26 protein-coding genes are annotated in these 24,527 nt (G+C 38.3%); 2 read left to right on the top strand and 24 right to left on the bottom strand.

All coding sequences use genetic code 11. The features are described from left to right. Positions 1-19: 19 nt before the first annotated feature. The 16 genes from JIV24_RS11155 to JIV24_RS11080 all read right to left on the bottom strand — a co-directional run bounded on the left by JIV24_RS11155 (position 20) and on the right by JIV24_RS11080 (position 13,794). Entirely contained in the window at positions 20-379 is a 360-nt protein-coding gene (locus JIV24_RS11155) for a four helix bundle protein (RefSeq protein WP_200465119.1), read from the bottom strand. A 55-nt stretch (positions 380-434) separates the two neighbouring features. After that, positions 435-1,193, bottom strand: a complete 759-nt coding sequence (gene hisF, locus JIV24_RS11150; RefSeq protein WP_200465118.1) for an imidazole glycerol phosphate synthase subunit HisF — start codon at positions 1,191-1,193, stop codon at positions 435-437. 39 nt (positions 1,194-1,232) lie between these two features. Beyond that, positions 1,233-1,958: a 1-(5-phosphoribosyl)-5-[(5-phosphoribosylamino)methylideneamino]imidazole-4-carboxamide isomerase gene (gene hisA / locus JIV24_RS11145; protein WP_200465117.1), complete on the bottom strand. Its 726-nt coding sequence runs from the start codon at positions 1,956-1,958 to the stop codon at positions 1,233-1,235. Positions 1,959-1,964: 6 nt separating this feature from the next. Further along, positions 1,965-2,606, bottom strand: coding sequence for an imidazole glycerol phosphate synthase subunit HisH (gene hisH, locus JIV24_RS11140; protein ID WP_200465116.1), 642 nt, complete (start codon positions 2,604-2,606; stop codon positions 1,965-1,967). Between the two features lie 14 nt (positions 2,607-2,620). Further along, complete coding sequence (locus JIV24_RS11135) at positions 2,621-2,971, bottom strand: four helix bundle protein (protein WP_200465115.1); 351 nt, start codon at positions 2,969-2,971, stop codon at positions 2,621-2,623. Positions 2,972-3,040: 69 nt separating this feature from the next. Continuing rightward, complete coding sequence (locus JIV24_RS11130; RefSeq protein WP_200465114.1) at positions 3,041-3,559, bottom strand: peroxiredoxin family protein; 519 nt, start codon at positions 3,557-3,559, stop codon at positions 3,041-3,043. A 31-nt stretch (positions 3,560-3,590) separates the two neighbouring features. After that, complete coding sequence (gene purU, locus JIV24_RS11125) at positions 3,591-4,448, bottom strand: formyltetrahydrofolate deformylase (RefSeq protein ID WP_200465113.1); 858 nt, start codon at positions 4,446-4,448, stop codon at positions 3,591-3,593. A gap of 50 nt (positions 4,449-4,498) precedes the next feature. Then, positions 4,499-5,266: a tryptophan synthase subunit alpha gene (trpA, locus tag JIV24_RS11120; protein WP_200465112.1), complete on the bottom strand. Its 768-nt coding sequence runs from the start codon at positions 5,264-5,266 to the stop codon at positions 4,499-4,501. A gap of 2 nt (positions 5,267-5,268) precedes the next feature. Next, a complete protein-coding gene (gene trpB, locus JIV24_RS11115) occupies positions 5,269-6,462 on the bottom strand; it encodes a tryptophan synthase subunit beta (RefSeq protein WP_200465111.1) in 1,194 nt (397 codons plus the stop codon). Beyond that, entirely contained in the window at positions 6,462-7,061 is a 600-nt protein-coding gene (locus JIV24_RS11110) for a phosphoribosylanthranilate isomerase (protein ID WP_200465110.1), read from the bottom strand. The genes trpB and JIV24_RS11110 overlap by 1 nt, the downstream gene beginning before the upstream one ends. Positions 7,062-7,107: 46 nt before the next feature. Further along, positions 7,108-7,905: an indole-3-glycerol phosphate synthase TrpC gene (gene trpC / locus JIV24_RS11105; protein ID WP_200465109.1), complete on the bottom strand. Its 798-nt coding sequence runs from the start codon at positions 7,903-7,905 to the stop codon at positions 7,108-7,110. A 12-nt stretch (positions 7,906-7,917) separates the two neighbouring features. Beyond that, positions 7,918-8,916, bottom strand: coding sequence for an anthranilate phosphoribosyltransferase (gene trpD, locus JIV24_RS11100; RefSeq protein WP_200465108.1), 999 nt, complete (start codon positions 8,914-8,916; stop codon positions 7,918-7,920). A gap of 92 nt (positions 8,917-9,008) precedes the next feature. Then, complete coding sequence (locus JIV24_RS11095; protein ID WP_200465107.1) at positions 9,009-9,578, bottom strand: anthranilate synthase component II; 570 nt, start codon at positions 9,576-9,578, stop codon at positions 9,009-9,011. Positions 9,579-9,678: 100 nt separating this feature from the next. After that, positions 9,679-11,094 (bottom strand): anthranilate synthase component I family protein, encoded by a 1,416-nt coding sequence (locus JIV24_RS11090; RefSeq protein ID WP_200465106.1) that lies wholly within the window; start codon positions 11,092-11,094, stop codon positions 9,679-9,681. 427 nt (positions 11,095-11,521) lie between these two features. Continuing rightward, on the bottom strand, positions 11,522-12,151 hold the full coding sequence (locus tag JIV24_RS11085) for a carbonic anhydrase family protein (protein WP_200465105.1): 630 nt from the start codon (positions 12,149-12,151) through the stop codon (positions 11,522-11,524). A 47-nt stretch (positions 12,152-12,198) separates the two neighbouring features. Continuing rightward, positions 12,199-13,794, bottom strand: a complete 1,596-nt coding sequence (locus JIV24_RS11080; RefSeq protein ID WP_200465104.1) for a SulP family inorganic anion transporter — start codon at positions 13,792-13,794, stop codon at positions 12,199-12,201. 205 nt (positions 13,795-13,999) lie between these two features. On the opposite strand from JIV24_RS11080, the gene JIV24_RS11075 reads away from it, so the two are divergent. Beyond that, on the top strand, positions 14,000-14,677 hold the full coding sequence (locus JIV24_RS11075; RefSeq protein WP_200465103.1) for a TetR/AcrR family transcriptional regulator: 678 nt from the start codon (positions 14,000-14,002) through the stop codon (positions 14,675-14,677). Between the two features lie 86 nt (positions 14,678-14,763). Here JIV24_RS11075 and JIV24_RS11070 read toward each other — a convergent pair whose 3' ends face one another. Both JIV24_RS11070 and JIV24_RS11065 read right to left on the bottom strand, forming a co-directional pair. After that, positions 14,764-15,780, bottom strand: a complete 1,017-nt coding sequence (locus JIV24_RS11070; RefSeq protein WP_200465102.1) for a 2-oxoacid:ferredoxin oxidoreductase subunit beta — start codon at positions 15,778-15,780, stop codon at positions 14,764-14,766. 3 nt (positions 15,781-15,783) lie between these two features. Continuing rightward, positions 15,784-17,631, bottom strand: coding sequence for a 2-oxoacid:acceptor oxidoreductase subunit alpha (locus JIV24_RS11065; RefSeq protein WP_200465101.1), 1,848 nt, complete (start codon positions 17,629-17,631; stop codon positions 15,784-15,786). A gap of 363 nt (positions 17,632-17,994) precedes the next feature. On the opposite strand from JIV24_RS11065, the gene JIV24_RS11060 reads away from it, so the two are divergent. Further along, on the top strand, positions 17,995-18,525 hold the full coding sequence (locus JIV24_RS11060; RefSeq protein ID WP_200465100.1) for a gamma carbonic anhydrase family protein: 531 nt from the start codon (positions 17,995-17,997) through the stop codon (positions 18,523-18,525). Positions 18,526-18,564: 39 nt separating this feature from the next. On the opposite strand, the gene murI is transcribed toward JIV24_RS11060, so the two are convergent. The 6 genes from murI to JIV24_RS11030 form a co-directional block, all read right to left on the bottom strand. Further along, positions 18,565-19,389 carry a glutamate racemase gene (gene murI / locus JIV24_RS11055; protein ID WP_200465099.1) on the bottom strand — a complete coding sequence of 275 codons (825 nt, stop codon included), beginning with the start codon at positions 19,387-19,389 and terminating at the stop codon, positions 18,565-18,567. Between the two features lie 80 nt (positions 19,390-19,469). After that, positions 19,470-19,982: an OmpH family outer membrane protein gene (locus JIV24_RS11050; RefSeq protein ID WP_200465098.1), complete on the bottom strand. Its 513-nt coding sequence runs from the start codon at positions 19,980-19,982 to the stop codon at positions 19,470-19,472. Positions 19,983-20,005: 23 nt separating this feature from the next. Beyond that, the gene (locus JIV24_RS11045) at positions 20,006-20,518 is read right to left on the bottom strand and encodes an OmpH family outer membrane protein (RefSeq protein ID WP_200465097.1); all 513 of its coding nucleotides are present in this window, start codon (positions 20,516-20,518) and stop codon (positions 20,006-20,008) included. Between the two features lie 14 nt (positions 20,519-20,532). Further along, on the bottom strand, positions 20,533-21,045 hold the full coding sequence (locus JIV24_RS11040) for an OmpH family outer membrane protein (RefSeq protein WP_200465096.1): 513 nt from the start codon (positions 21,043-21,045) through the stop codon (positions 20,533-20,535). 64 nt (positions 21,046-21,109) lie between these two features. Then, a complete protein-coding gene (bamA, locus tag JIV24_RS11035) occupies positions 21,110-23,713 on the bottom strand; it encodes an outer membrane protein assembly factor BamA (protein WP_234445794.1) in 2,604 nt (867 codons plus the stop codon). A 61-nt stretch (positions 23,714-23,774) separates the two neighbouring features. Beyond that, positions 23,775-24,518 carry an isoprenyl transferase gene (locus JIV24_RS11030; RefSeq protein ID WP_200465095.1) on the bottom strand — a complete coding sequence of 248 codons (744 nt, stop codon included), beginning with the start codon at positions 24,516-24,518 and terminating at the stop codon, positions 23,775-23,777. Positions 24,519-24,527 lie beyond the last annotated feature (9 nt).

The raw sequence follows: 24,527 nt of genomic DNA, 5'->3' as shown, positions 1-24,527 counted from the left end.
CCAGCAATCATTTTATATATTAATTATTCTCGGTTATCTTATTAATAAAACCTTGTATCATCCGACATTCTTCATCAACTTTATTTTGCAATTCTTCAAGCTCTTTATCGAAACCAACATAAAGCTCTTTAACTACCTCACATTGCGTATCTAATTCAAAGCTACTTCCTAAAGCTATTTGCAAGAAACGATTGAAATCTTTATCACTTTTCCGACTGCTTCCTTCAGCAATGTTTGATGGAATCGAGACAGAAGCTCTATTCATTTGTAAAATGAGATTGTATTTTTCGCTTTCGGGCAACTTCTTTGTTAATTCATATGTCTTCTTTACAATTTGAATTCCTTGTTGCCAAATCTTAAGCTTTTTATAGTTCTTCATAGGTGTTGTTTTTAAAGAGCTAACTTCTAGCCTCAAGCCTCTAACCTCTAGAAGCTTATAAGCGCATGGGAATTCCTTCTTTATTTAAGTAGGCCTTTAACTCTGGGATTGGGATCTCTTTGAAGTGAAATATACTTGCGGCCAATCCGGCATCTGCTTTACCATGAGTAAATACATCTTTAAAGTGCTCCATTGCACCCGCTCCTCCCGATGCTATAATCGGAATACTAAGTAGGTTGCTCATCTTCGCTAAAGCTTCATTGGCAAACCCTTGCTTTACACCATCATGATCCATACTGGTAAACAATATCTCACCAGCTCCACGTTCTTCACATTCCTTGGCCCATGGAAATAATAACTTATCTGTTGGAATACGACCTCCGTTAACGGTCACTACCCAATCATTGCCTTGCTGGTGTTTCGCATCAATGGCGGCAACCACAAACTGACTTCCAAAGTTCTGAGCTAAGTCATTTATCAATTGCGGATTACGAACAGCTGATGAATTAACTGATATTTTATCAGCACCAGCATTTAAAAGGGCATCGGCATCACTCAGCTCACTAATTCCACCTCCTACGGTAAATGGTATATTAATGTTTTGTGCAATTCGTTTTACTAAATCAACAAATGTTTTTCGTCCTTCGTGTGTAGCCGTGATATCCAGAAAGACTAGTTCGTCGGCCCCTTGTTCGGCATAAAGAGCACCGAGTTCAACCGGGTCACCAACTTCTTTAATCTCGACGAACTTGACACCCTTGACTGTTTGACCGTTTTTTATATCGAGACATGGAATGATTCTCTTCGCTAACATGCTTTTATAATTAATAAGTTCTTATGACTTCTGCCTTTTCTAAACAAACTTCTCCAAATCCATCAAATCAATCTTACCCTCATAAATAGCCTTTCCGAAAATCACTGCAGGTATTTTGGCTTCGGCTAAAGCTTCTATATCCGATAGATTACTAACACCTCCACTAGCTACCAAATACAGCTCAGGTAGTACTGTAAGAATTTCTTTGTAAAGGTCAATAGCTGGTCCTTGAAGCATACCATCTTTACTAATATCTGTGCAAATAACTTTCGTAATTCCTTTTTCAGTATAGGCTTGGATGTAGGGTATCAGTTCCTGATCGGTTTCTTCGAGCCATCCAGTTACAGCAATTTTGTTATCCTTCGCGTCGGCTCCAAGAATTATTTTATTGGAGCCGTACTTCTCAATCCATCCTTCAAACTCCTTAGGGTTTTTCACAGCAATTGAGCCACCTGTCACCATTTGTGCACCAGACTCAAAAGCAATGTATAAGTCTTCTGAAGTTTTAAGTCCTCCCCCAAAATCTATGATCAGATTGGTTTTTGATGCAATTCTTTCCAGCACCTTATAATTAATGATTTGTCCTGCTTTGGCACCGTCCAAATCAACCAGGTGTAATCGACTTATTCCATGGTCTTCGAACTCCTTTGCCACTTCAAGTGGATCCTCATTGTACACTTTTTTACTATTGTAATCGCCCTGACTTAGCCTTACACAATTGCCATCAATAATATCTATTGCCGGAATGATATCGATCTTTCCCATTCTATTTTAAAGTTTTAAAAAATTAGCCAATATACGCTCTCCAACCTCCCCGCTCTTTTCGGGGTGAAACTGAGTTGCATAAAAATTATCTCTCTGAAGAGATGAGCTATAAGGATGAATATAATTGGTAGTGGTGACTGTATGTTCTCCCATTGCCACATAATAACTATGCACAAAATAGACATATTCGCCTTCCAGAGAACTGTCAAAAAGCGGTGCCTTCACATTTGTAATCTTATTCCAACCCATATGCGGAATCTTAATGTTTTGCAGGTTAGTCTCAGGTAGTTGAAACTTCTTTACCTGCTCATCAAAAATTCCCAGGCAATCAACACTCCCCTCCTCTGAGAAGCTGCACATTAGCTGCATACCCAGACAGATACCTAAAACCGGTTGCTTCAGATTAATAATAACCTCGTCCAAACCGGTATTACGTAAAAAAGCCATTGTGGTACTAGCCTCACCAACACCCGGGAAAATAACCTTATCAGCTTCTTTTATTTTCTTAGGATCGGCTGTTACCTCAGCTTCATAGCCAAGGCGTACCAAAGCATTTGTAACCGAGCGAATGTTACCGGCATTGTACTTAATAATTACGATATTTTGAGTGTCCGGAGTCCGAAGTCCGGAGTCCGAAGAATCGTCCATCTTTTCAACCATTTTTATTTCAATTTAGACTTTAAACCTTTTAGCATCTTATCTATGGCTTCTAATTTCTCAATTAATATAACGAGCTGTTCATTTACTATAAAACCAACATTTCTCGCTATCTCTAATTGGGTTTGAACTTCATAATTTGAGCCCATGGCGATCGACATAAACCTAGCAAAATCACCATCAAACTTTCTACCAAAACCTTCAGCAATATTCGATGGGATTGATACCGAAGCTCTCCTTATTTGATTTGTCAAACCGAATTTTTCTTCCTCTGGAAAAGTCTTGGCCTCCTCATAAATTTCTGTAACCAAATCCATCGACTTCTGCCATACTATTAATTCTCTAAATGTTTTCATATAAGGTTAGTTAATAATTTCGGTGAAATACCAGCTATTGCTTCGGACTTCGGACTCATCGCTTCGGACTTACTCCATCTCCTCACCAATCCTCCTCACCAACTCTCCAAACTCTTCTTTATTAAATAAGCGGGTTAAGAAAATAATTTCACCCTCTTTATCTATTAAAACATTACGGGTTACACCGGATTTTTTATCGGCATATAAGCCAAAAATATCAGCATTATCATCTAATCCCATCGGATAAGTGATGCCTGTTGATTCGATCATCTCCAATGCTTTTTCTTTAGGCTCATCTCGGTCTACGCCAAACACCTTTAGACCTTTATCTTTAAAGGCTTGCCATATATCCTTTTCGATATGAGGCATCTCTTTTCGACAAACACCACACCAGCTGGCTGTAAATTGAAGCATCACAACACTTCCGCGCAAATCGGATAGTTTAACAATGCTACCATCTGTTAAAGTCATTTCAAAATCAGGAGCCGGATCACCAATCTTAACTATGTAACCGCGCTCATCTGGTGTTTGTGCAAAAACGGATAAACTTATTAATGTAATTGAGATAATTAATACAAACTGTTTCATGGGTTGAAAATAAAATTTGAAAATATTTTAGTTAGGCGAATATGATGGTTTTATTTTTATATACCAATGTCTTTCGTTCGATATGTGCCTGCACTGCTCTTGATAAAACCATTTTCTCAACATCTTTTCCTTTTTGAACCAGACTCTTTACAGTATCATGATGTGAAATCTTTACAACATCTTGTTCAATAATTGGTCCAGCATCCAAATCTGAAGTCACATAATGTCCTGTTGCCCCAATAAGCTTTACACCACGCGAGTGTGCTGCATGGTATGGCTTAGCACCTGCAAAAGCAGGTAAAAAAGAGTGATGAATATTGATTATCCTATCTGGGTATTGTGCATTAAATTCGGGAGATAAAATTTGCATGTAACGTGCCAACACAATAAAATCCACTTTATATTCACTACACAAACGAATCTGCTCTGCTTCTGTTTCTGCTTTGTTTTCTTTTGTCAGCGGCAAATGGTAGTATGGAATATCAAATTGCTTGGCCACAATCTCCAAATCTTTATGATTACTGATAATCAATGGAATTTCCACATTTAACTCACCGGCACTGTATCGAGCCAGTAAATCATATAAACAATGAGATGCTCGCGATACAAATATCGCCATGCGTGGTATTTGTGATGAAAAGTTAAGTGTCCAAACCATTTCCATAGGTTCTGCAATGGCTCGCGTAAAAACTTCTTCAATGGAATTAGCATCAATGGCAAAACCATCCAAATCCCATTCTACCCGCATAAAGAAACGCTTCTCTGCTCTATCGGTATGCTGATCGAGAAACAAGATATTACCATTATGGGTACTGATGAAATTGGTTACTCTGGAAACAATCCCTGGCTGGTCAGGACAGTGAATGCGAATGATAGCGGTGTTTTGCATTTTCTAATACTTTGTGTGATGTTGGTTAATGTTCGATAGTCTTTTGACTTTTACTTAATACTTTTAATAAATTCCTCTATTTTGCTGCCTTCAGCTCCATGTTCTCCAATGAGTTTTACAAAAGCACTACCTATTATAGCGCCTGAGGCATGTTGGCAAGCGGTTTTAAAAGTTGAACGGTTACTTATACCAAAACCAATCAGTCGTGGTGATTGTAACCCAATATTATTCACCCGATTAAAATAGTTAATTTGTCCCTGCTCAACTTCCTTTTTAGCACCTGTTACTGAAGCAGATGAGACGACATATATGAAGCCATTGCTATTCGCATCAATTAGTTTTATTCGTTCATCGGATGTTTGAGGCGTGATTAAAAAGATGTTGGCAATACCAGCCTCTTCGAATAACTCCAGGTACTTCTCACGGTATTCATCAAAAGGTAAATCTGGCAAGATGAGCCCATCAACGCCCACCTCTTTACATTTAGCAATAAAATTCTCAATCCCATATTTAAAAACCGGATTAAAATAGCCCATCAGGACAACCGGCATCGATATGGTTTGACGCATGTCTTTGATTTGCTCAAACAATCGTTTAATACTCATGCCATTTTCCAAAGCCTGCTCACTACTGGCCTGTATAGTTGGTCCATCAGCCAATGGGTCAGAGAATGGCATGCCCAATTCTACCAGGTCAGTGCCTGCATCCTCCAATGCCTTAAGTACTGGCAAGGTATCATCTATATTAGGATACCCAGCCGTAAAATACACCGAGCAAATATCTTTTTTATCTCTAAAAAGTTGTTGTAATCTATTCATAATTAAAATCCGAAGCGTTCCATATATGTTGCCATGTCTTTATCCCCTCTACCTGAAAGGGTAATCACAACTGAATCATTTTCACTAAAGGTCATTTTATCCAATGCCGCCAGGGCATGCGACGATTCAAGCGCCGGAATAATACCCTCCAACTGTGTTAATTGCAAAGCAGCATCTAAAGCCTCCTTATCGGTGGCCGACAGAAATTGCGCCCTGTTAGTATCAAACAAATGAGCATGCTGAGGTCCAATCCCCGGATAGTCCAATCCAGCTGAAATGGAATAAGGTTCAGTTATCTGTCCATCATCGCTTTGCATTAAGTAAGTTTTGCTGCCATGGATAATGCCCATATCGCCCAATGCAATGGTAGCCGCTGTTTCGCCCGAATCAACACCCATGCCCGAGGCTTCAACTGCAACCAGTTTCACACGTTCATCATCCAGAAAATGATAGAACGAACCCGCTGCATTACTACCACCTCCAACACATGCTATGACATAATCCGGATAGTCTTTATTGGTTTTCTCACTAATCTGTTGCTTTATTTCTTCGCTGATAACTGCCTGTAAGCGCGCTACCATATCTGGGTATGGATGTGGCCCCACCACCGAACCAATCAAATAAAAGGTATCTTCAGGATTACAAATCCAATCGCGCAAGGCTTCGTTAGTGGCATCTTTTAAAGTTCTACTACCTGACGTCGCAGCTTTTACTTCAGCACCAAGCATCTTCATACGTGCCACATTTGGAGCTTGTCGTTTAATATCCACCTCACCCATGTACACCACGCATTTTAATCCCATAAGTGCACAAGCCGTTGCCGATGCAACACCATGCTGGCCAGCACCAGTTTCGGCAATAATGCGCTCCTTACCCATGTGCTTTGCAATCAAAATTTGCCCAACAGTGTTATTAATTTTGTGTGCACCTGTGTGGTTTAAATCTTCACGTTTAAGATAAATATTGGTCTGGTATTTTTCGGATAATCGTTTGGCCAGATACAAAGGTGACGGCCGCCCTACATAATCTTTTAAAAGTGATTTGTATTCTTGTTGAAAAGCTGCAGAGCCAATAATGTCTTCATAAACCGCTTTAAGATTTTCGATGTTTGGATATAGCATCTCTGGTATGTATGCCCCACCGAATTGGCCATACATGCCATTCTCATCTGCCTGATATTTATTTCGTGTACTCATTAAGCTTCAGGTTTTCTAATATTATTGATAAAACCGGCCAGACGTTCAATGTCTTTCAATGCTGGTTCGGTTTCAAATTTACTGTTCACATCAATGGCTTTAAGATTAAGGCCTTTAATGCTGGTAATACTTTCAACATCATTGGGCCCAATACCACCACTCAAAAACACAGGGCGAGCATTGTTATATTGTTCTAATAATCGCCAATTAAATTTCGTTCCACTTCCACCAAAAGCTTTAGTTTGCGTATCAAATAAAAAATAGTCGCAATAATCCTGGTAGCGCCTTGTTATCTGAAAATCAAAATCATCATCGACACGAAACACTTTCATCACTTGCACTCCGGATTGTTTTATCAAGTAGCATAATTCAGGACTTTCGTCGCCATGTAGCTGTATTATGTCTAAGCCAAACTGAATGCGCTTTTCGTTAATAGTGCGCTCGCTGGCATTAACAAAAACACCTACTTTTTTAATACTGTTATCAAAATCGACATCGGGTGCTTGTGCAATGTAGCGTGGCGATTTCTCATAAAAGATAAAACCCATGTAATCTGGCTTTAGCTTTATGAGATCTGCAATGTTTTGCGCATTCCGCATTCCGCAAACTTTTATTTCGGGGGTTTGATTCATAACAGAACGATACTTAAGCGTTTTCCTTAATTCTAATGGCCTTGGCAAACGTATTAAAAGCCTGTGCCGGATTATCAGTCTTCATAAAGTTCTCGCCAATTAAGAAACCATCAAATCCATTCTTACGAAGAAAAAACACATCCTCGGGCGAATGAATACCACTTTCGGAAATCTTTAATTTATCATCAGGTAACGATGTCGCCAACTTTATAGATTGCTCCAGGTTTACTTCAAAAGTCTTCAGGTTACGATTATTAATTCCCACCACATCAACGAAGGGATTCAGTTTATCAGCCTCTTCGGGCGCATGTAATTCCATCAACACTTCCATTCCCAAATAATTAGCCAATGCTCCTAGTTCTTTGGCTTGATTAACATCCAAAATAGCCGCAATAAGCAGAATGGCACTGGCACCAATGGCTTTAGCTTCGTACACTTGGTATGGGTCAATAATAAAATCCTTTCGCAGAATTGGAATAGTCGTCACTCGACGTGCAGCCGTTAAATCGGCATTGCTGCCACCAAAAAACTGTGTATCCGTTAATACTGATAATGCAGATGAACCAGCCTGTTCGTAGCCCTTTGTGACATCTTCAACTTTAGATGTGCCGTTAATAATGCCTTTGGATGGCGATTGGCGCTTAAACTCAGTTATCACACCCGACCTCTCGGGACTGGCGATGGAAGTTTTTAACGAAGGCACCGGCTCATTAAACAAAGGCTGATCCATTAATTGTTCCTTTGAAACAGCCTTAAGAGCCTGCTGTACTTCAATCTTTTTTTGTGCGACTATTTTATCTAAGATGTTCATTTCTTTATGGGCTTATGACAAACTTAATAAGGTGGATAATACTTTAGCTGCTTTTCCTTCAAGCAACGATTGGCGGGCTGATTCAATATTCTGTTCTAATCCTTTTTCAGGATAATAGCAATTTAAGGCCAGTCCAGCATTGGCAATTACCACATTGTTTTTTGCCTCAGTGCCATTACCATTCAATACCGTTTTAAAAATTTCAGCAGCTTCAGGTACTGTGTTGCCACCAAATATTTCAGTGGGCTCAATTTGTTTCATACTAAAATCAGTAGGTGAATATATATGCTCACCAGAATTACTAATCGCTTTAAAATCGCCAGTCAATGAAACTTCATCATACCCATCTAAAGCGTGCACAATGGTATAGTTCTTATTGGTTTGCTGATAAATGTATTGATAAACACGCGCCAACTCCAGACTAAACACGCCCACCAATTGATTTTCGGGGAAAGAAGGATTCACCATTGGCCCCAGCATATTGAAGAAAGTTTTTAATCCCAATTCTTTGCGAATGGGTCCCACTGCCTTCATAGCCGAATGAAACAGAGGGGCATGCAAAAAACAGATGTTTGCCTGGTCGAGCTGTTCCTTCAATTTGCTTTCACTGTTTGTAAACTGATAGCCCAGATATTCCATTACATTTGATGAACCACACGACGATGAAACACCATAATTACCATGCTTTGATACTTTGGCACCAGCTCCGGCTACAACCAATGAAGCGAGTGTTGAAATATTAAAGGTGTTTTGTCCATCGCCACCAGTCCCACACATATCAATCGTTCTAAAATCGGATAAGTCGATGCGTAAACACAGTTCCAATAAAGCATCCCTAAAACCAGAGAGTTCTTCAACGGTAACGGGGCGCATCATAAAAACCGTGAGAAAAGCAACCACTTCTGATTTATTATAGCTCTCCTTAGCAATATTAAGCAATATCACTTTCGCTTCCTGTCGTGAAAGCGTTTTATGATTGAGTAATTGTTTTATGGTTTGTTTGATATTCATCTTATTAGTAGATAGAGGCTAGCGATTAGAAGCTAGCAAGTTGGTTAATCGTTTCATTTAAAGCTATTAATTATTTCCTAGAGGCTAGCATCTTAATGTTCTATCCAATTCCGAATCATCTCTTTACCATGCTCTGTAAGCACCGATTCGGGATGAAACTGCACGCCATGCACATCGTATTGTTTATGCATTAAGCCCATTATCTGTCCTTCGGCTTCTTTAGATGTAATGAGTAATTCTTTAGGTAAATCTTCTTCATTGACTACCCAACTGTGGTAACGACCTGCTTTGAAACTTTTAGGCAAGCCTTTAAAAATGTACTCATCGGTATTTGATACAGTAACAGGTGTGGCAACACCATGATACACTTTATTAAGATTTCTGATACTGCCTCCAAATACTTCGGCAATGGCCTGACAACCTAAACAGACACCGAAAACACTTTTGCTTGAGGCATAAGTCTTAATAAGCTCTTTTAAAATGCCCGCTTCATCAGGAATACCAGGCCCAGGAGACAACAATATCTTATCGTACTTTGAAACATCAGCTACACTTATTTCATCGTTGCGAAACACATCAACTTTGTCATCCACAATCTCTTCTACGTAATGAACAAGGTTGTAGGTAAATGAGTCGTAATTATCTAAAACTAATATTTTCATAATTGATAGCTATTAACAGCTTGGTTAGTATTATAGTAGTTAGCGTAAAAGAAGCATCAAATATATCTTCGGCCTCTTTCAATAATGCTTGTTACCTCACTTAAAAATTTTGCGCCATTTGGATAGCTTTCTTTAAAGCTCCCAATTTATTATTGACTTCCTGTAGTTCGTTTTCCTCTTTGGACTCGCTAACTACACCTGCCCCGGCCTGATAAAACAAAGTATTGTTTTTACTCAAGAATGAGCGAATCATAATGGCCTGATTAAAACTACCATCTAAGCCAATGTTACCAATACATCCTCCGTAATAACCGCGATTCTGATTTTCGATGGAATCAATCAGCTGCATGGCCTTATATTTTGGAGCACCTGATAGAGTACCAGCTGGAAAGGTATCTGCCATAACTCGTGAGGCAATAGAACCATCTTGTAATTCACCGCTCACATCGGAAACTAAATGTAATACATGCGAGTAATACTGCACCTCTTTATAGGTGTTTACAGTCACGTTTTCACAGTTGCGACTTAAATCGTTTCGCGCTAAATCAACTAACATCACATGCTCGGCATTCTCCTTTTCATCTTCGCTTAGTTGAATAGCCAGCTCCTGATCTTTAACATCATCACCTGTGCGTTTGAAAGTTCCGGCAATGGGGTTAATGGTGGCCACATTGTTATCAATTACCAATTGAGCTTCGGGCGACGAACCAAATATTTTGTAACTCCCATAATCGAAGTAAAACAAGTAAGGTGATGGATTAATATTGCGTAGTGCACGATAGACATTAAACTCATCGCCGGAAAATTGCTGACGAAACTGGCGCGATAAAACTATCTGGAAAACATCGCCACGAAAGCAATGCTCTTTTCCTTTTGTGACCATAGCCATGTATTCCTCATCGTTTAGATTCGACACCTCATTATTGGATGGTTTGAATTGAAACGTTGGAATAGTTCGGTTATAAAACTCAGAAATAATTTGTTGACTTGAACTTTCGTCGCCGTCCTTTAGGTTTTCAATCAAATAAAGTTGATTCGTAAAATGATTAAAGGCTACAATGTATTTGTAAAAAGTATAGCGCAATTCAGGAATTGTATGAGCTTCTTTTTTCTCAGCTGTAAACTCAAGTGTATCAAAATACTGAACAGCATCAAAAGTTGAGTAGCCAAACAGGCCATTAACTTTAATTGGACAATCACTATTATCAACCTGAAAGCTTTTAATAAAAGCATCTAAAAGCGCTGGTACATTATCTTCTTTAGTAATGGCAATAGGTTGAAGTGCCTTGTGTGCTTCACCTTGCCTAACTTCACCATTATCGGCAATAAACTCATATAAGGGATTAAAACAGATGAATGAGAGCGAGTTACTACTTCCATGATAGTCACTACTTTCAAGTAATATGGTATTTGGGTAGGCATCTCGTAGCTTTAAGTATAAGCTAACCGGCGTAGTTACGTCTGCCACATTAGCCGGTATTGGTGATGCTACTGTTTTGATGTTTATAGTGTCCATGTTTGGTTAAATTTAAGGAATTAAAAAAGGCTTATCGAGAGTTTCGATAAGCCTTTGTTTATATTTTTTACATATACGACGGTTACTCCTAACTCTCATTTGAAAGATAAGTATAATGCCACCAGCCTTTATGTGTTAAAATCAAATTCATGTTTTGCTTTTGCAATTGTTCGTCACAAATATTTGAAATAATATTTTTAAAAACCAAACCTGAAATTACATTTTTTTTAATTCCATAAGAAAATTGTAAGAATCATTCACTCCAAAGTGATGAATTAACACTACGAATACCTTCATATTAATGATTCAATACTAAAAAATGGTGATTCGAAATCACGTCTGAAACCGAACCACCACTCAGGTAAAATTAAAGGGTTGAATGTAAATCTAACTCAGGAAACAGAAACACTCAACCCGGGGAACATAACTAACTAAAGGTAATTTTTCCTGTTTTCACATCGTACATGGCTCCCACTATGGAAATTTCGCCTGTATCAAACATTTCGTTTAAAACAGTACTTTGTGATTTAATATTCTCGATGGTGAGCTCAACATTTTTGTCGGCCACCTTATTTACAAATTCGATATTACCCGAATTTCTGGCTTCACCTTCGGCGGTAGGTGTTAACTCCACAGCGGGTTTAATCTTACCAAGCATTTGAGTCAAATTACCTAGCTTAGCATCATCGCATGCTCCTTTTACTGCTCCACAAGAGGTATGACCTAAAACTACAATAGCTTTTGCTCCGGCAAGTTTACAAGCAAACTCAAGGCTTCCTAATATATCTTCATTAACAATATTACCGGCCACACGTACATTAAATATATCACCAATACCCTGATCAAATACCACCTCAGTTGGAATACGAGAATCGATGCAACTTACAACTGCTGCAAAAGGATATTGACCTCCGGCAGTTTCATTAACTTGTTGCAACAAATCACGTTCAATTTGCTTTTTCTCAACAAAGCGCTTATTCCCTTCCTTTAATAATTGAATTGCATCGGCAGGAGTGATATTAGCCTGCGATTGCACTGTTTGTGTTATTGTACTCATATTAATATTTTTTTTGATTTCGCGAATGTGTTTTACAAATTCAGTACCTAATTCTCGCTTAGTGCAAATTCAGCTACACGACGCTGATTACTAACGCCTCGTTTTTGACGGCTCTTTACTTCAATTTCTATGTCGCGGTATTTAGCACTCGTTTTAAATTCATCGATGATTTCAATTACATCATGACAAATATTTATACAACGGCTGCCATCAATTATTACCTTCGAACCATTCGGCACTTGACTTAATGTATTCAAAATGCTGGCTTTATTAATAAACGTCACATCTTCAGCCAGCTCCAAATGAAGAACTTTATCTTTAAGGTGTTTTCCTTCTTCAAATAAGAATGGCTTTTTGTAATTATTGTAGAGGATGTACATCACGGCAACTACCAATCCCATTACAATTCCAACAAGCAAATCGGTAAAAACAATACCAAGTATCGTTACCATAAACGGAATAAAATGCTCTTTTCCTAAACCATACATTTGCTTAAACAGTAAAGGTTTTGCCAGTTTATAACCAACCACAAATAAGATGGCAGCTAAACTTGCCAATGGAATCAGATTAAGAACTTTGGGGATGGCCAATGCACATAATAACATGATCACACCATGTAGGATGGCAGACATTTTAGTTTTACCGCCAGACTGAATGTTTGTTGAACTTCGTACAATAACCTGAGTAATAGGCAATCCTCCGATTAAACCAGAAATAACATTACCAATTCCTTGCGCTTTCAACTCGCGATTAGTCGGTGTTACCCTCTTTTGTGGATCCAACTTATCGGTTGCTTCAAGGCAAAGCAAAGTTTCTAAACTGGCTACGATTGCAATAGTTGCAGCAATTACCCATACTGAAGGATTCATAATCTGACTAAAATCGGGTGTTGTAAACTGTCCAATAAAACCAGAAATGCTTTCAGCAACAGGTATGGCCACCACTTGATCTGTCTTTAATGAGAATGAAGGCATCGCTTGAAAAATCAGATTCAGCACAATGCCAATGGCGACCACAACTAAAGGGCCCTGAACGACATTAAACAACTTAATCCTTTTCATAAACGGACGTTCCCATAGAATAAGTACCAACATTGACAATGCTGTAATAATGATCGCTCCAGGACTAATGGCCTCAAACATATAAAAGAGTTCTGATAGGGTATTATGACCATCTGCCTGAGCAAACTTCAAACTTCCTTCAAAATCTTTGTCATAACCTAAACTATGAGGTATCTGCTTTAGGATAATAATAATACCAATTCCAGATAACATTCCTTTGATAACGGATGATGGAAAATAATAACCAATAATACCGGCTTTTGCATAACCAAGTATTAATTGTATAAACCCACTGATAACAACAGCTGTTAGAAAGATCTCAAATGAACCTAACTCGCTTATGGCTGAAAGCACAATAACTGCCAAGCCGGCCGCTGGTCCACTAACTCCTAGTTGTGAGCCACTAATTGCTCCAACTACAATTCCTCCAATAATACCTGCAATAACACCAGAAAACAACGGAGCTCCAGATGCTAATGCAATTCCCAAACAAAGTGGGACAGCAACCAAAAAAACAACTATGGAAGCCGGAACATCATGCTTTAAATTTGAAAACAAACCTTTTTTTTGTGTGACACTCATCGTATAATACTTATTTTTCTCAGAATCAACTGTTAACGCTCAACAGCTTCGTTCCATAATTAAACATAGCATCTTAATTCGATGCAAATATATTACTTTTCTTTATTATAGTAATACTATCCGCTCCCTATGTATTACTAGAACGTCAAAATCACAAACTTGTTCAAAAAAAATTTTACTTTTGTATTAAATAAGTTTTGCCATTATGTCCATTGGAATAAAAATAAGTTTAAACGACAAACTCTACTTGCGAGATCCGCAGGAGACGTCTTTAGGTCAGAATATTATCAAGCACAGTATTCTTTTAATTGATGAAATTGGCTTCGAAGCTTTTACTTTCAAAAAGCTGGCAATTAAAATGAACTCAACTGAGGCGTCTGTATATCGTTATTTTGAGAATAAGCACTTACTCTTGCTTTATCTCGTATCATGGTATTGGGAATGGGTGAGCTACTTAATTGACATCAATACAATGAATATTAAATCGGCTGAGGAGCGCCTTAATATCATCATTTCCACATTGGTATTTGCTCATAAAGAAAATCCGGCAATAGATTACGTAAATGAGAGTGTTTTGCATCGTTTAATTATTGCAGAAGGCACAAAAGCTTATTATACCAAATTAGTTGATAAGGAAAATACTGTTGGTTTCTTTTCGAATTACAAGATGCTATGCGAAAAAGTAGCAAGCGTCATTTCTGAAGTCAATGCCGACTTCCCTTACCCTAGAGCTCTGGCAAGTAATTTATTTGAAATGGCTAATAGCCATAGTTATTTTGCCATTCACTTGCCTCGCTTAACCGATGTGAAGGTCAAAGATGACAATTATGAAGAGGTTAAAGATATGCTTGAACACTTCACACACTCATTACTATCGAAGTAATTCAAATCAAAAAGTAATTATAAAAATATAAAAAGCCGTTCTGGAAAATTCCATGAACGGCTTTTTTGCTAACTCAATAATAAATATTATTCCACGTCCCACACATCACCTGAATGAATTAGATCAGTGAAAGATTTGATTTTTGATTTTTCTTGCACAGCCTCCAACTGCTCTTCAATACATTGATCGTAAACAGGCGCTTGTACAGAACGAATCACACCTAAAGCAACAGGATATTCAGGATACTCCATATCAGCGAGTTTCAGGTGCAAAGTAATATCATCGCAATGTGCATCATGAACCAAAATATCATCTTCAGTGATACCCTCTTCGCCAATAGTAACTACCTTAAGGTTTAATCCGTCAAGCATTAAACCTTTGTTTTTCTCTTTACCAAAAATCATTGGCTGACCATGCTCAAGTTTAATGGTACGGTCGGTTGAGTGCTTCTTATCAGTAATGGCATTGTGTGTTTTATCATTATAGATAACACAGTTCTGCAATACCTCAACAATCGAAGTACCTTCGTGTCTTGCAGCCTCTTCCAACATCACAACTGAGTGCTTAATATCGGTATCGATACAACGCGCAAAAAACTGTCCGCGAGCTCCAATACATAATTCTCCAGGTCGGAATGGTGACTCAACTGTTCCAAAAGGAGACGTTTTAGAAATAAATCCTCTCTTGGATGTTGGTGAATATTGTCCTTTGGTTAATCCATATATCTGGTTATTGAAAAGAATAACATTAATGTCAATATTACGACGAATGGTATGAATAAAGTGGTTACCACCAATAGCTAAAGCATCACCGTCACCTGTAATTTGCCATACTTTTAACTCAGGGTTAGCAACCTTCACGCCTGATGCTACAGCCGAACCCCTACCATGAATGGTATGAAACCCATATGTTTCCATGTAATATGGGAAACGTGATGAACAGCCGATACCAGAAATAACGGCTACTTCTTCCTTTTTATATCCTAAAGCGGCCATAGCCTTCTGAACAGAATTAAGAATGGCATGGTCTCCACAACCCGGACACCACTTTACACTTTGGTCGCTTTTAAATTCAGTAAATTTTACTTGACAATTTTCAGCCATCATTTATTCCTCCAACAATGTTTTAAAGTGTTCTTTTAATTCTATTACCGTAAATGGTTGTCCCTGTACTTTGTTAAAACGTAAAGTTTGAATGTCAGGGAAGTTCATTGTCAGATAATCGGCAAATTGCCCAAGGTTTAATTCGCAAACTACAATTTTATTGTAACGCTTTAATACCTCATAAGTGTTACGCGGTAATGGCTTAATGTAGTTAAAGTGTGCTAAAGCCAACTTATGTCCTTCGCTTTGCAACTCATCAACAGCTGTAAATAAATGACCGAAAGTACCACCCCAGCCAACAACAAGTATATCTGCATCTTCGTCACCTAATAACTCAAGTTCCGGAACCACATTAGCAATTTTCTGTACTTTTTCCTCACGGATCTCTACCATTCGCTGGTGGTTTAGTGCATCATGAGAAACAGCACCTGAATGTTCATCCTTCTCTAAGCCACCAATACGGTGTTCTAAACCTGCAACTCCTGGCTTAGCCCATGAACGTGACATTTTTTCTAGATCACGCTTATAAGGATGCCAGGTTTTATCATTAACATCAGCAGTTGGGACTTCAATTTTAGGCCACTCCTCCATATTTGGCAGGCGCCAAGGCTGTGTACCATTCGCTAAAAATCCGTCAGTCAATAGTATAACTGGTGTCATTTGTTCAACTGCAATTTTTGCTGCATAAAAAGCATAATCAAAGCAATTAGTTGGCGAACTGGCCGCAATTACAACAGCTGGACTTTCTCCATTACGACCGTAAAGTGCTTGCATAAGATCCGATTGCTCTGTTTTTGTTGGCAGACCTGTTGAAGGACCTCCACGCTGAACGTTAACAATAACAATTGGCAACTCAGCAATAACAGCTAGTCCAATAGCTTCGCCTTTTAATGCTAAACCGGGTCCGGATGTAGTTGTTACAGCCAAATTACCAGCAAAACTTGCACCTATAGTTGTACAAATTCCTGCAATTTCATCCTCGGCCTGAAACACTTTCACACCTAAATCTTTACGCGCACTAAGCTCCTGAAGAATTTCGGTAGCCGGCGTGATAGGGTATGAACCCAAGAATAACTCCAATCCACTCTTTTCTGCAGCAGCCAAAAATCCCCAAGCAACCGCTACATTACCGCTTAGATTACGATATTTCCCCTTTTTGATATCCGCTGGGTGTATATGGTAAGAGGGTGTTAAAGCCTGAATAATATTTCCATAATTATACCCATCATCCAATACTTTTACGTTTGCATCAACAACAAGCTGGTTTTTAGCAAATTTCTTCTTTATATATTCTTTAGTATGATCTAAAGATCTATCAAACAACCAGTAAACCAAACCAAGGGCATACATATTCTTGCTTCGCAAAATACTTTTATTGTCTAAGCCCATATCTTTTAAACTCTCTTTAGTAAGAGTTGTGATTGGAGCCTTTACAATATTGTAATCGCGCAGTTTACTTTCAGCAATTGGATCGTTGGTTTCGTAACCAGCTTTACGCAAATTCTTTTCGTCGCAACTATCCACATCAAGTACAACTGTACCACCTGGCTTCATCCATTTTGCATTAGCTTTTAGAGCTGCAGGATTCATTGCTACCAGTACATCACAATAATCACCTGGAGTATAAACTTCCGTATGTCCAAAATGCACCTGAAAACCGGAAACACCGCTAATGGTACCTTGAGGGGCACGAATTTCAGATGGATAATCAGGAAACGTTGAGATGTCGTTTCCGAAAATTGCAGAGGTGTAAGAGAATAGGGTTCCTGTCAACTGCATTCCGTCACCGGAGTCGCCAGAAAACCTTACTACTACTTCATCTCTTTCAATAACTTTTGACCTTTTACCCATGATTGATAAGGTTCTGATTTGTATCTATATATTAAAACAAAGTTAAGCAATCGATAAAAAGGAAATCAATGTTATCAAACCAGTTCGATTCAACATTAATTTCCTCTTCTAATACTGGGTTAAAGGTAGAGATATGCTCATGTTGACATATTGACATTTGTCATGTTTAACACATGTACCCCTTGTGTTATACAACACATTTTTTAACATTCCGATATTGTATTAATTATTAGTTTACAATGCTGCACTTAATTCCTCAGCCATTTAATTCTTAAAAAAGTTGATTGTATTTTTGTCCCACCAATTAGATATCCACAACCATAACTTATTTAAATATCTGTATAATTACAAACAAAACAAAATATGGCACTAATAAAAACAGTAAGAGGTTTTACGCCAAAAATTGGTAAAAATGCATACTTGGCAGAAAACGCCACAATAATAGGCGATGTTGAAATGGGTGACGATTGCAGTATCTGGTTTAATGCAGTCTTACGTGGCGATGTTAATTCCATTCGTATTGGAAATAAAGTTAATATCCAGGATGGTTCAGTCTTGCATACGCTTTATAAGAAATCAATAGTTGAAATCGGCGATAATGTATCAATTGGCCACAACGTAACCATCCATGGCGCTAAAATAGAGGATAATGTATTGATTGGTATCGGTGCTACTGTTTTAGATCATGCAGTTATAGGCTCTAACTCAATTATTGCGGCTAATTCATTGGTTTTAACAGGAACCATTGTTGAACCCAACAGTGTTTATGCTGGTGTTCCTGCAAAAAAGCTCAAAGATATAGAGCCTGAACAGTCGAGAGAAATGGTTCAGAAAATAGCCAACAACTACTTAATGTATGCGGGTTGGTTTAAAGAAGATGGTGAAGAAAAATAGACTTAAAGCTATCAGCTGTATATTAATGGCTGATAGCTTTTATAATATCATATGCTCAACATTGAGTTGACCTTCAAAGAATATACCGGCGGTTTGTTTAAACTTAGATACCTGCTCGGTCGTATAAAAACTTACTGAGCCATTTTTAGAACAATTCTGTTCCATTTCCGGATGTCGCCTTAGATAATCTTTCAGACTTTCGCCAACAATGTCACCTTGCTCTATAATATTTACACCTGTAGGTAAGTACTTTCTAATTTTATCAATAAGTAAAGGATAATGTGTACATCCTAATATAATGGTATCAATATTCGTGTCTTGATCAAGTATGCCGTCAATGCTTTGCTTCACAAAATAATCGGCGCCATTATTTTTGAATTCATTGTTCTCAACCAATGGCACCCACATCGGGCAAGCCTCCTGAGATACTTTAATTTCAGGGAATAACTTGTTTATTTCCATTGAATAGGATTTAGATTGAATCGTTCCGACTGTTCCCAAAACACCAACATGCTTAGAATTACTCAACTTATCGACGACTTCTACACTTGGACGAATAACTCCTAAAACACGTTTATCAGGGTCGATACTTGGCAGATCCTTTTGTTGAATATTACGTAATGCCTTAGCCGATGCCGTGTTACAAGCCAGAATAACTAAATGAGCTCCCATATCAAATAACTTCTTAACAGCCTCGAGAGTATATTCATAAACCACTTCAAATGAACGCGTGCCATAAGGTGTGCGCGCATTATCACCCAGATAGATATAATCATACTGCGGTAAATGCTGTCTGATTTTATTTAGTACCGTTAAGCCCCCGTATCCAGAATCAAAAACGGCAATTGGTCCTGTCTCTTTCATAACTAAGCATTAGAAAGTTAAAGATACAAAAGCGGGTGACTATACATAGCCACCCGCTTAAAAAAGTTATATCGTTATATTTACTGAACGCCCAACTTAGCTTTTACCAGAGGGGCACAGTCCATACTTTTATCAGAGTGATAAACCACAACCTGAGTGCTAATGTCAAATATATAGATCAAACCTTGCTCCTGACCCACTTCATCGATAGCTTTTTGAACTTTCATAATGATAGGCTGTAACAACTGCTGCTCTTTTTGACCTAATGATTGTTGTGCCATCTGGCTGTACTGCTGCATACGCTGCTGGTAATCCTGAATCTCTTTTTCTTTAGTCGCACGAATTAAATCAGGTAAAGTATCGCGCTGAGCCATGTATGTATTATACTTTGTACCTAAATCCTGCTCCATTACCTGTAATTGCTCTTGTAACTTTTGAGCTTCAGCCTGCAATTCGGCATCTGCAGAAATTTTTTCAGGTAATTCAGATACCATTTGCTGAATGTTAACATGACCAAACTTTAAATCTTGTGCCTGAACTTTTCCTGCAAAAGCAACGGCAGCAATAACTACTAATACTTTTAAAAACTTCATATCTTATATCTTTAATTTCGTGATTATTGAATTCCTAATTTTGCTTTTACTAATGGCGCAACATCAATGCTTTTATCTGAGGCAAATACAGGTACGCGACTTGTCATCTCAAAGATATACAAAAAACCTTCTTCGTCACCAACTTCCTGAATGGCAGCCTTTAACTTTTGAATAATTGGCGCTTGCAACTCATTTTGTTTGGCTTGAATTTGCTGTTGTGACAACATATAGTAATTCTGAACCTTTTGGTTCATTTCCATTAATTCTTGTTCGCGAGCTGCTCTGTCAGTGGCCGATAGTCCTACGGCTTCCTGTTGGTAGGCTTGTTGCTTAGCTTGTAAATCTTCCTGCATCGTTGTAAACTGAGCTTCCTTTTCATTAAACTCCGCTTCCATCTGTGTTTCTACAGATTTTAATTCAGGCATCGCCTGCAATATTTCAGTACTGTTAATATGTCCGAATTTCATTGGTTGCTGTGCATTAACAGCACTTACCGCTAGTAATAGCGTCACAACCAGTGTGTAGTAAATCTTCATATTTTCTATTTTAGTTATTCACTTTTATATCCCAACTCTATCAGCACATCATCACTGATATCGTATTTAGTATCAACATACATAATGCCCATTCCTGATGCTTTATCAAAAACAGCTGCTATATTATTCTCAGCAGAAATATCAACTATGGCGTTGTAAATTTCATCTTGAATTGGCTTAATTAAAGCTTCTCGGCGCTTAAACAATTCCCCTTCTTGTCCAAAATAGTTCTGCTGCAATTGTTTTGCCTGCTTCTCTTTCTCAATAATTTCATTCTCACGTTTCACTTTCATCTCATTTGAAAGGAAGACATTCTCGGCCTGATAATTTTTATACAACTGTGCTATTTCTTCAAATCGCTGTTCCACTTCCGTTTGCCATTTAGATGACAATTGCGATAACTGCTCGTTTGCAGCTTCGTAAGCAGGCACATTACGTAAGATGTAATCTGAATCAACAAAAGCATACTTTTGAGCAAATGTTAGTTGCCCAATAAATAATAATGATAAAAGAACGATTTTTCTCATAGCTTAAATTTTTAGTACACCCTATCTACACAAAAATCAAACCAAACACTTATCGAGTTCATTTTTAGAAGCTTTGACCAATAACAAAGTGGAATTGACTACCACCTGCATTACTACGATAGAAGCTATCATCAAATCCATAACCCCAATCAATACCCATTAAACCAAAGATTGGCAAGAAAATTCTTAAACCAACACCAGCCGCACGTTTCAACTCAAATGGATTATAGTCTTCATACTGACTCCAGGCATTACCAGCTTCGAGGAATGCGAGAGCAAAAACAGTAGCCGACGGTTGAAGAGCTAAAGGATAGCGAACTTCCATCGTTAATTTATTATAGATATTACCATCATATGAACCACTGGTATTATATGGAGTTAGTGATGAATTCTCGTAACCACGTAATCCAATCGTTTCACTACCATACATACTAAATCCGGCCATTCCGTCACCACCTAATACGAATTTCTCAAAAGGTGATTGAAGATCTTTATTGTAATACCCCAAGAAGCCCATTTCCATTTTACCCATCACAACCAGTTTGTTGGCATTGTCAACAGGTTTATACACGGCTCCTTTAAACGTCCATTTATGATATTCGATGCGCTGATATTTTTCTTCATCTGAAGCACTGGTCCAATCTTTACCTTCCTGGAAGGCTGACCAAGGTGGTGTGAATTCAAGCCCAACTGAGAAATCAGAACCATTACGAGTATAAATTGGATTATCGATAGAACGACGACTCAACATTACTTTAAAATTCAGGTTATTGGAAATACCATTTTGCATGATGAAATAATTCCAATCCAACAAATCGTAACGCTGATAACTTACTTCGGTATATAATGAGAAGAAATCATCAGGCCAGCGAAGACGTTTTCCAAAACCCAGAGACATACCAGTAATTTTCATATGCTGGTCGATTGCATCAGGATCGGTAATACCTCCATAGCCACCACCGTAACCATACCCACCGCCATAACCACCACCGTAGCCACCACCGTAACTATAACGTGGATCGTAATAACTTGAACTTACGCCGGTTTGAATTGAGTGATAAATTGAGAAGCTTAATGAGTTTGGCTTCTTACCACCTAACCATGGTTCGGTAAATGATAAACTATATGATTGGTAGAATTTACCGTTTGTCTGTGCTCTTAAAGCCAATGTTTGACCATCACCAGTCGGAAGCGGGCGCCAGGCTTCTTTATTAAAGAAGTTACGCATTGAGAAGTTTGTAAACTTCAAACCTAATGAACCTACAAACATACCTGCACCCCAACCACCGGATAATTCAATCTGGTCATTCGCTTTTTCTTCTAACTGATAAACCAAATCAACTGTTCCATTATCAGGGTTTGGCTGTACATCTGGCGAAATATTTTCAGGATCGAAGTGACCTAGTTGAGCCAATTCTCGTACTGTACGAATCAATTCTGACTTACTAAATAATTGTCCTGGTTTTGTACGAACCTCGCGACGAACCACATGTTCGTGAGTTTTGGTGTTACCACGAATGATGACCTTATTAATAGTAGCCTGCTGCCCTTCATAAATACGCATCTCAATATCGATGGTATCACCACGCACTCCAGTTTCAATTGGAGAGATATTTGAGAACAGATAACCTTTGTCCATATATAAGTTATGAACCGCGTCTTCATCACTTATCAGACGTTCATCCAAATAGGTTTGATTGAAAATATCTCCTTTTTGAATTCGCAGGTTATAATCTAATAACTCAGAAGGATAAATAGTGTTACCTACCCACTTTATATCACCAAAATAATACTTGTTACCCTCTTCAATTACAAGCGTAACATCAACGGTATTGTCTTCTATGTTTTTGGAAACTTCTTCTGCTACGATGCGTGCATCGCGATAACCCATTTCGTTATACTTCCCAAGAACAGCAGCTAAATCTTCTTCATATTTTTCAACCACAAACTTCTTTGTTCGGAAAAAATTAAGAACCTGACCTTTTTCATTGGTCTTTTTCATGGTACGATTAAGCTTACTATCACTTAACACCTCGTTACCTTCAAACGATAAGGAATTTACCTTTACCTTATCCTTTTTATCTACATTGATATCAAGTGTTACGTGATTTGGCTTTGCCGGATCATCTTTTTGAACAATGTTTACCTCAGTATTATAGAAGCCTTTTCCAACAAAATAATCAGTAATGTATTTTTCGGCGCGTGATACCATAAAAGGAGTCACCTGCGAACCTTTCATCATGGCCACTTTTTCCTCTACCGTTTCAATCTCATTCTTTTTTAATCCTGAGAAGAACATTTCAGATAGGCGAGGGCGCTCTTTAAGATAAATTTCGAGGTAAATTTCCCGACCTTCAATTTTTGTAGCTTTTATTTTAGCATCAGAAAAAAGGCCATGTTGCCAGTACCTTCTAATCGCTTCGGAGACTTCATCACCAGGAACGGTAATTTGCTGTCCCACTTTTAGTCCACTGATGTTAACCAATATTTTTGGATCGAGATTTTGCACCCCTGTCACTTCAATATCAGCAATTATATATTTTCGGGGTGTACCCGAGTACGATATGTTCGGAACATCAGAAGTTTGTCCGTTTATATTTATAATGGATAATATAAATAGAAAAACAAATAATACTTTATAACGCATATTACCTTCCATGCAATTCATTAGTTTGTTCGTTTTCGGCCAGCATCCACTTCACATTCCTCTACTTCACAATGCCTTCACCTTATTTTTTTATTTGATCACCTGTTTTTCCAAAGCGCCTTTCGCGTCCTTGAAAATCAAGCAGAGCCCGATAAAAATCATCTCTCCTAAAGTCGGGCCATAAAATATCGCAGAAATATAGCTCAGAATAAGCTAACTGCCAAAGTAAAAAATTACTTATTCGATGCTCACCACTCGTTCTGATCATTAATTCAGGATCAGGAATTCCGGAGGTAGCCATTCGATTTGATATCACATCAGCACTTATATCATCAATATTAAGCTGATTATCTTTTACATCTGCGGCTATTTGCTTTACAGCCTCAATGATTTCCCATCGAGAACTATAGCTAAGCGCTAATGTTAAAGTTAATCCGGTATTGGCAGATGTTTTTTGAATGCAGGTATCCAACTTTGCCTGAACGCTTGATGGCAATGACTCTGTACAGCCAATTGCATTAAGCTTCACATTATTCTTCATCAAAGTGGATGTTTCAGAACTGATGGTAGAAACCAGAAGGCTCATTAGTGCATCGACCTCTGTTTTTGGACGACTCCAGTTTTCGGTACTAAATGCATAGAGCGTTAAAAAATTGATCCCAAGTTCGGCCGCTGATTCGGTCACTTCCCTAACAGCTGTTACACCATGCTTGTGTCCAAACATACGGGAGTTGCCACGTTTCTTTGCCCAGCGTCCATTTCCGTCCATAATTATCGCCACATGGCTGGGTAACCTATCTTGCTTCAGTTCGTCTTTTAACGACATACTTTCAAC

Origin of the sequence: Carboxylicivirga marina (assembly GCF_016612505.1) — a bacterium.
GTDB classification, from domain to species: Bacteria; Bacteroidota; Bacteroidia; order Bacteroidales; family Marinilabiliaceae; genus Carboxylicivirga; species Carboxylicivirga marina.
Note: the sequence above shows the minus strand (reverse complement) of the source record. Positions and strands in the feature narration are given on the sequence as shown.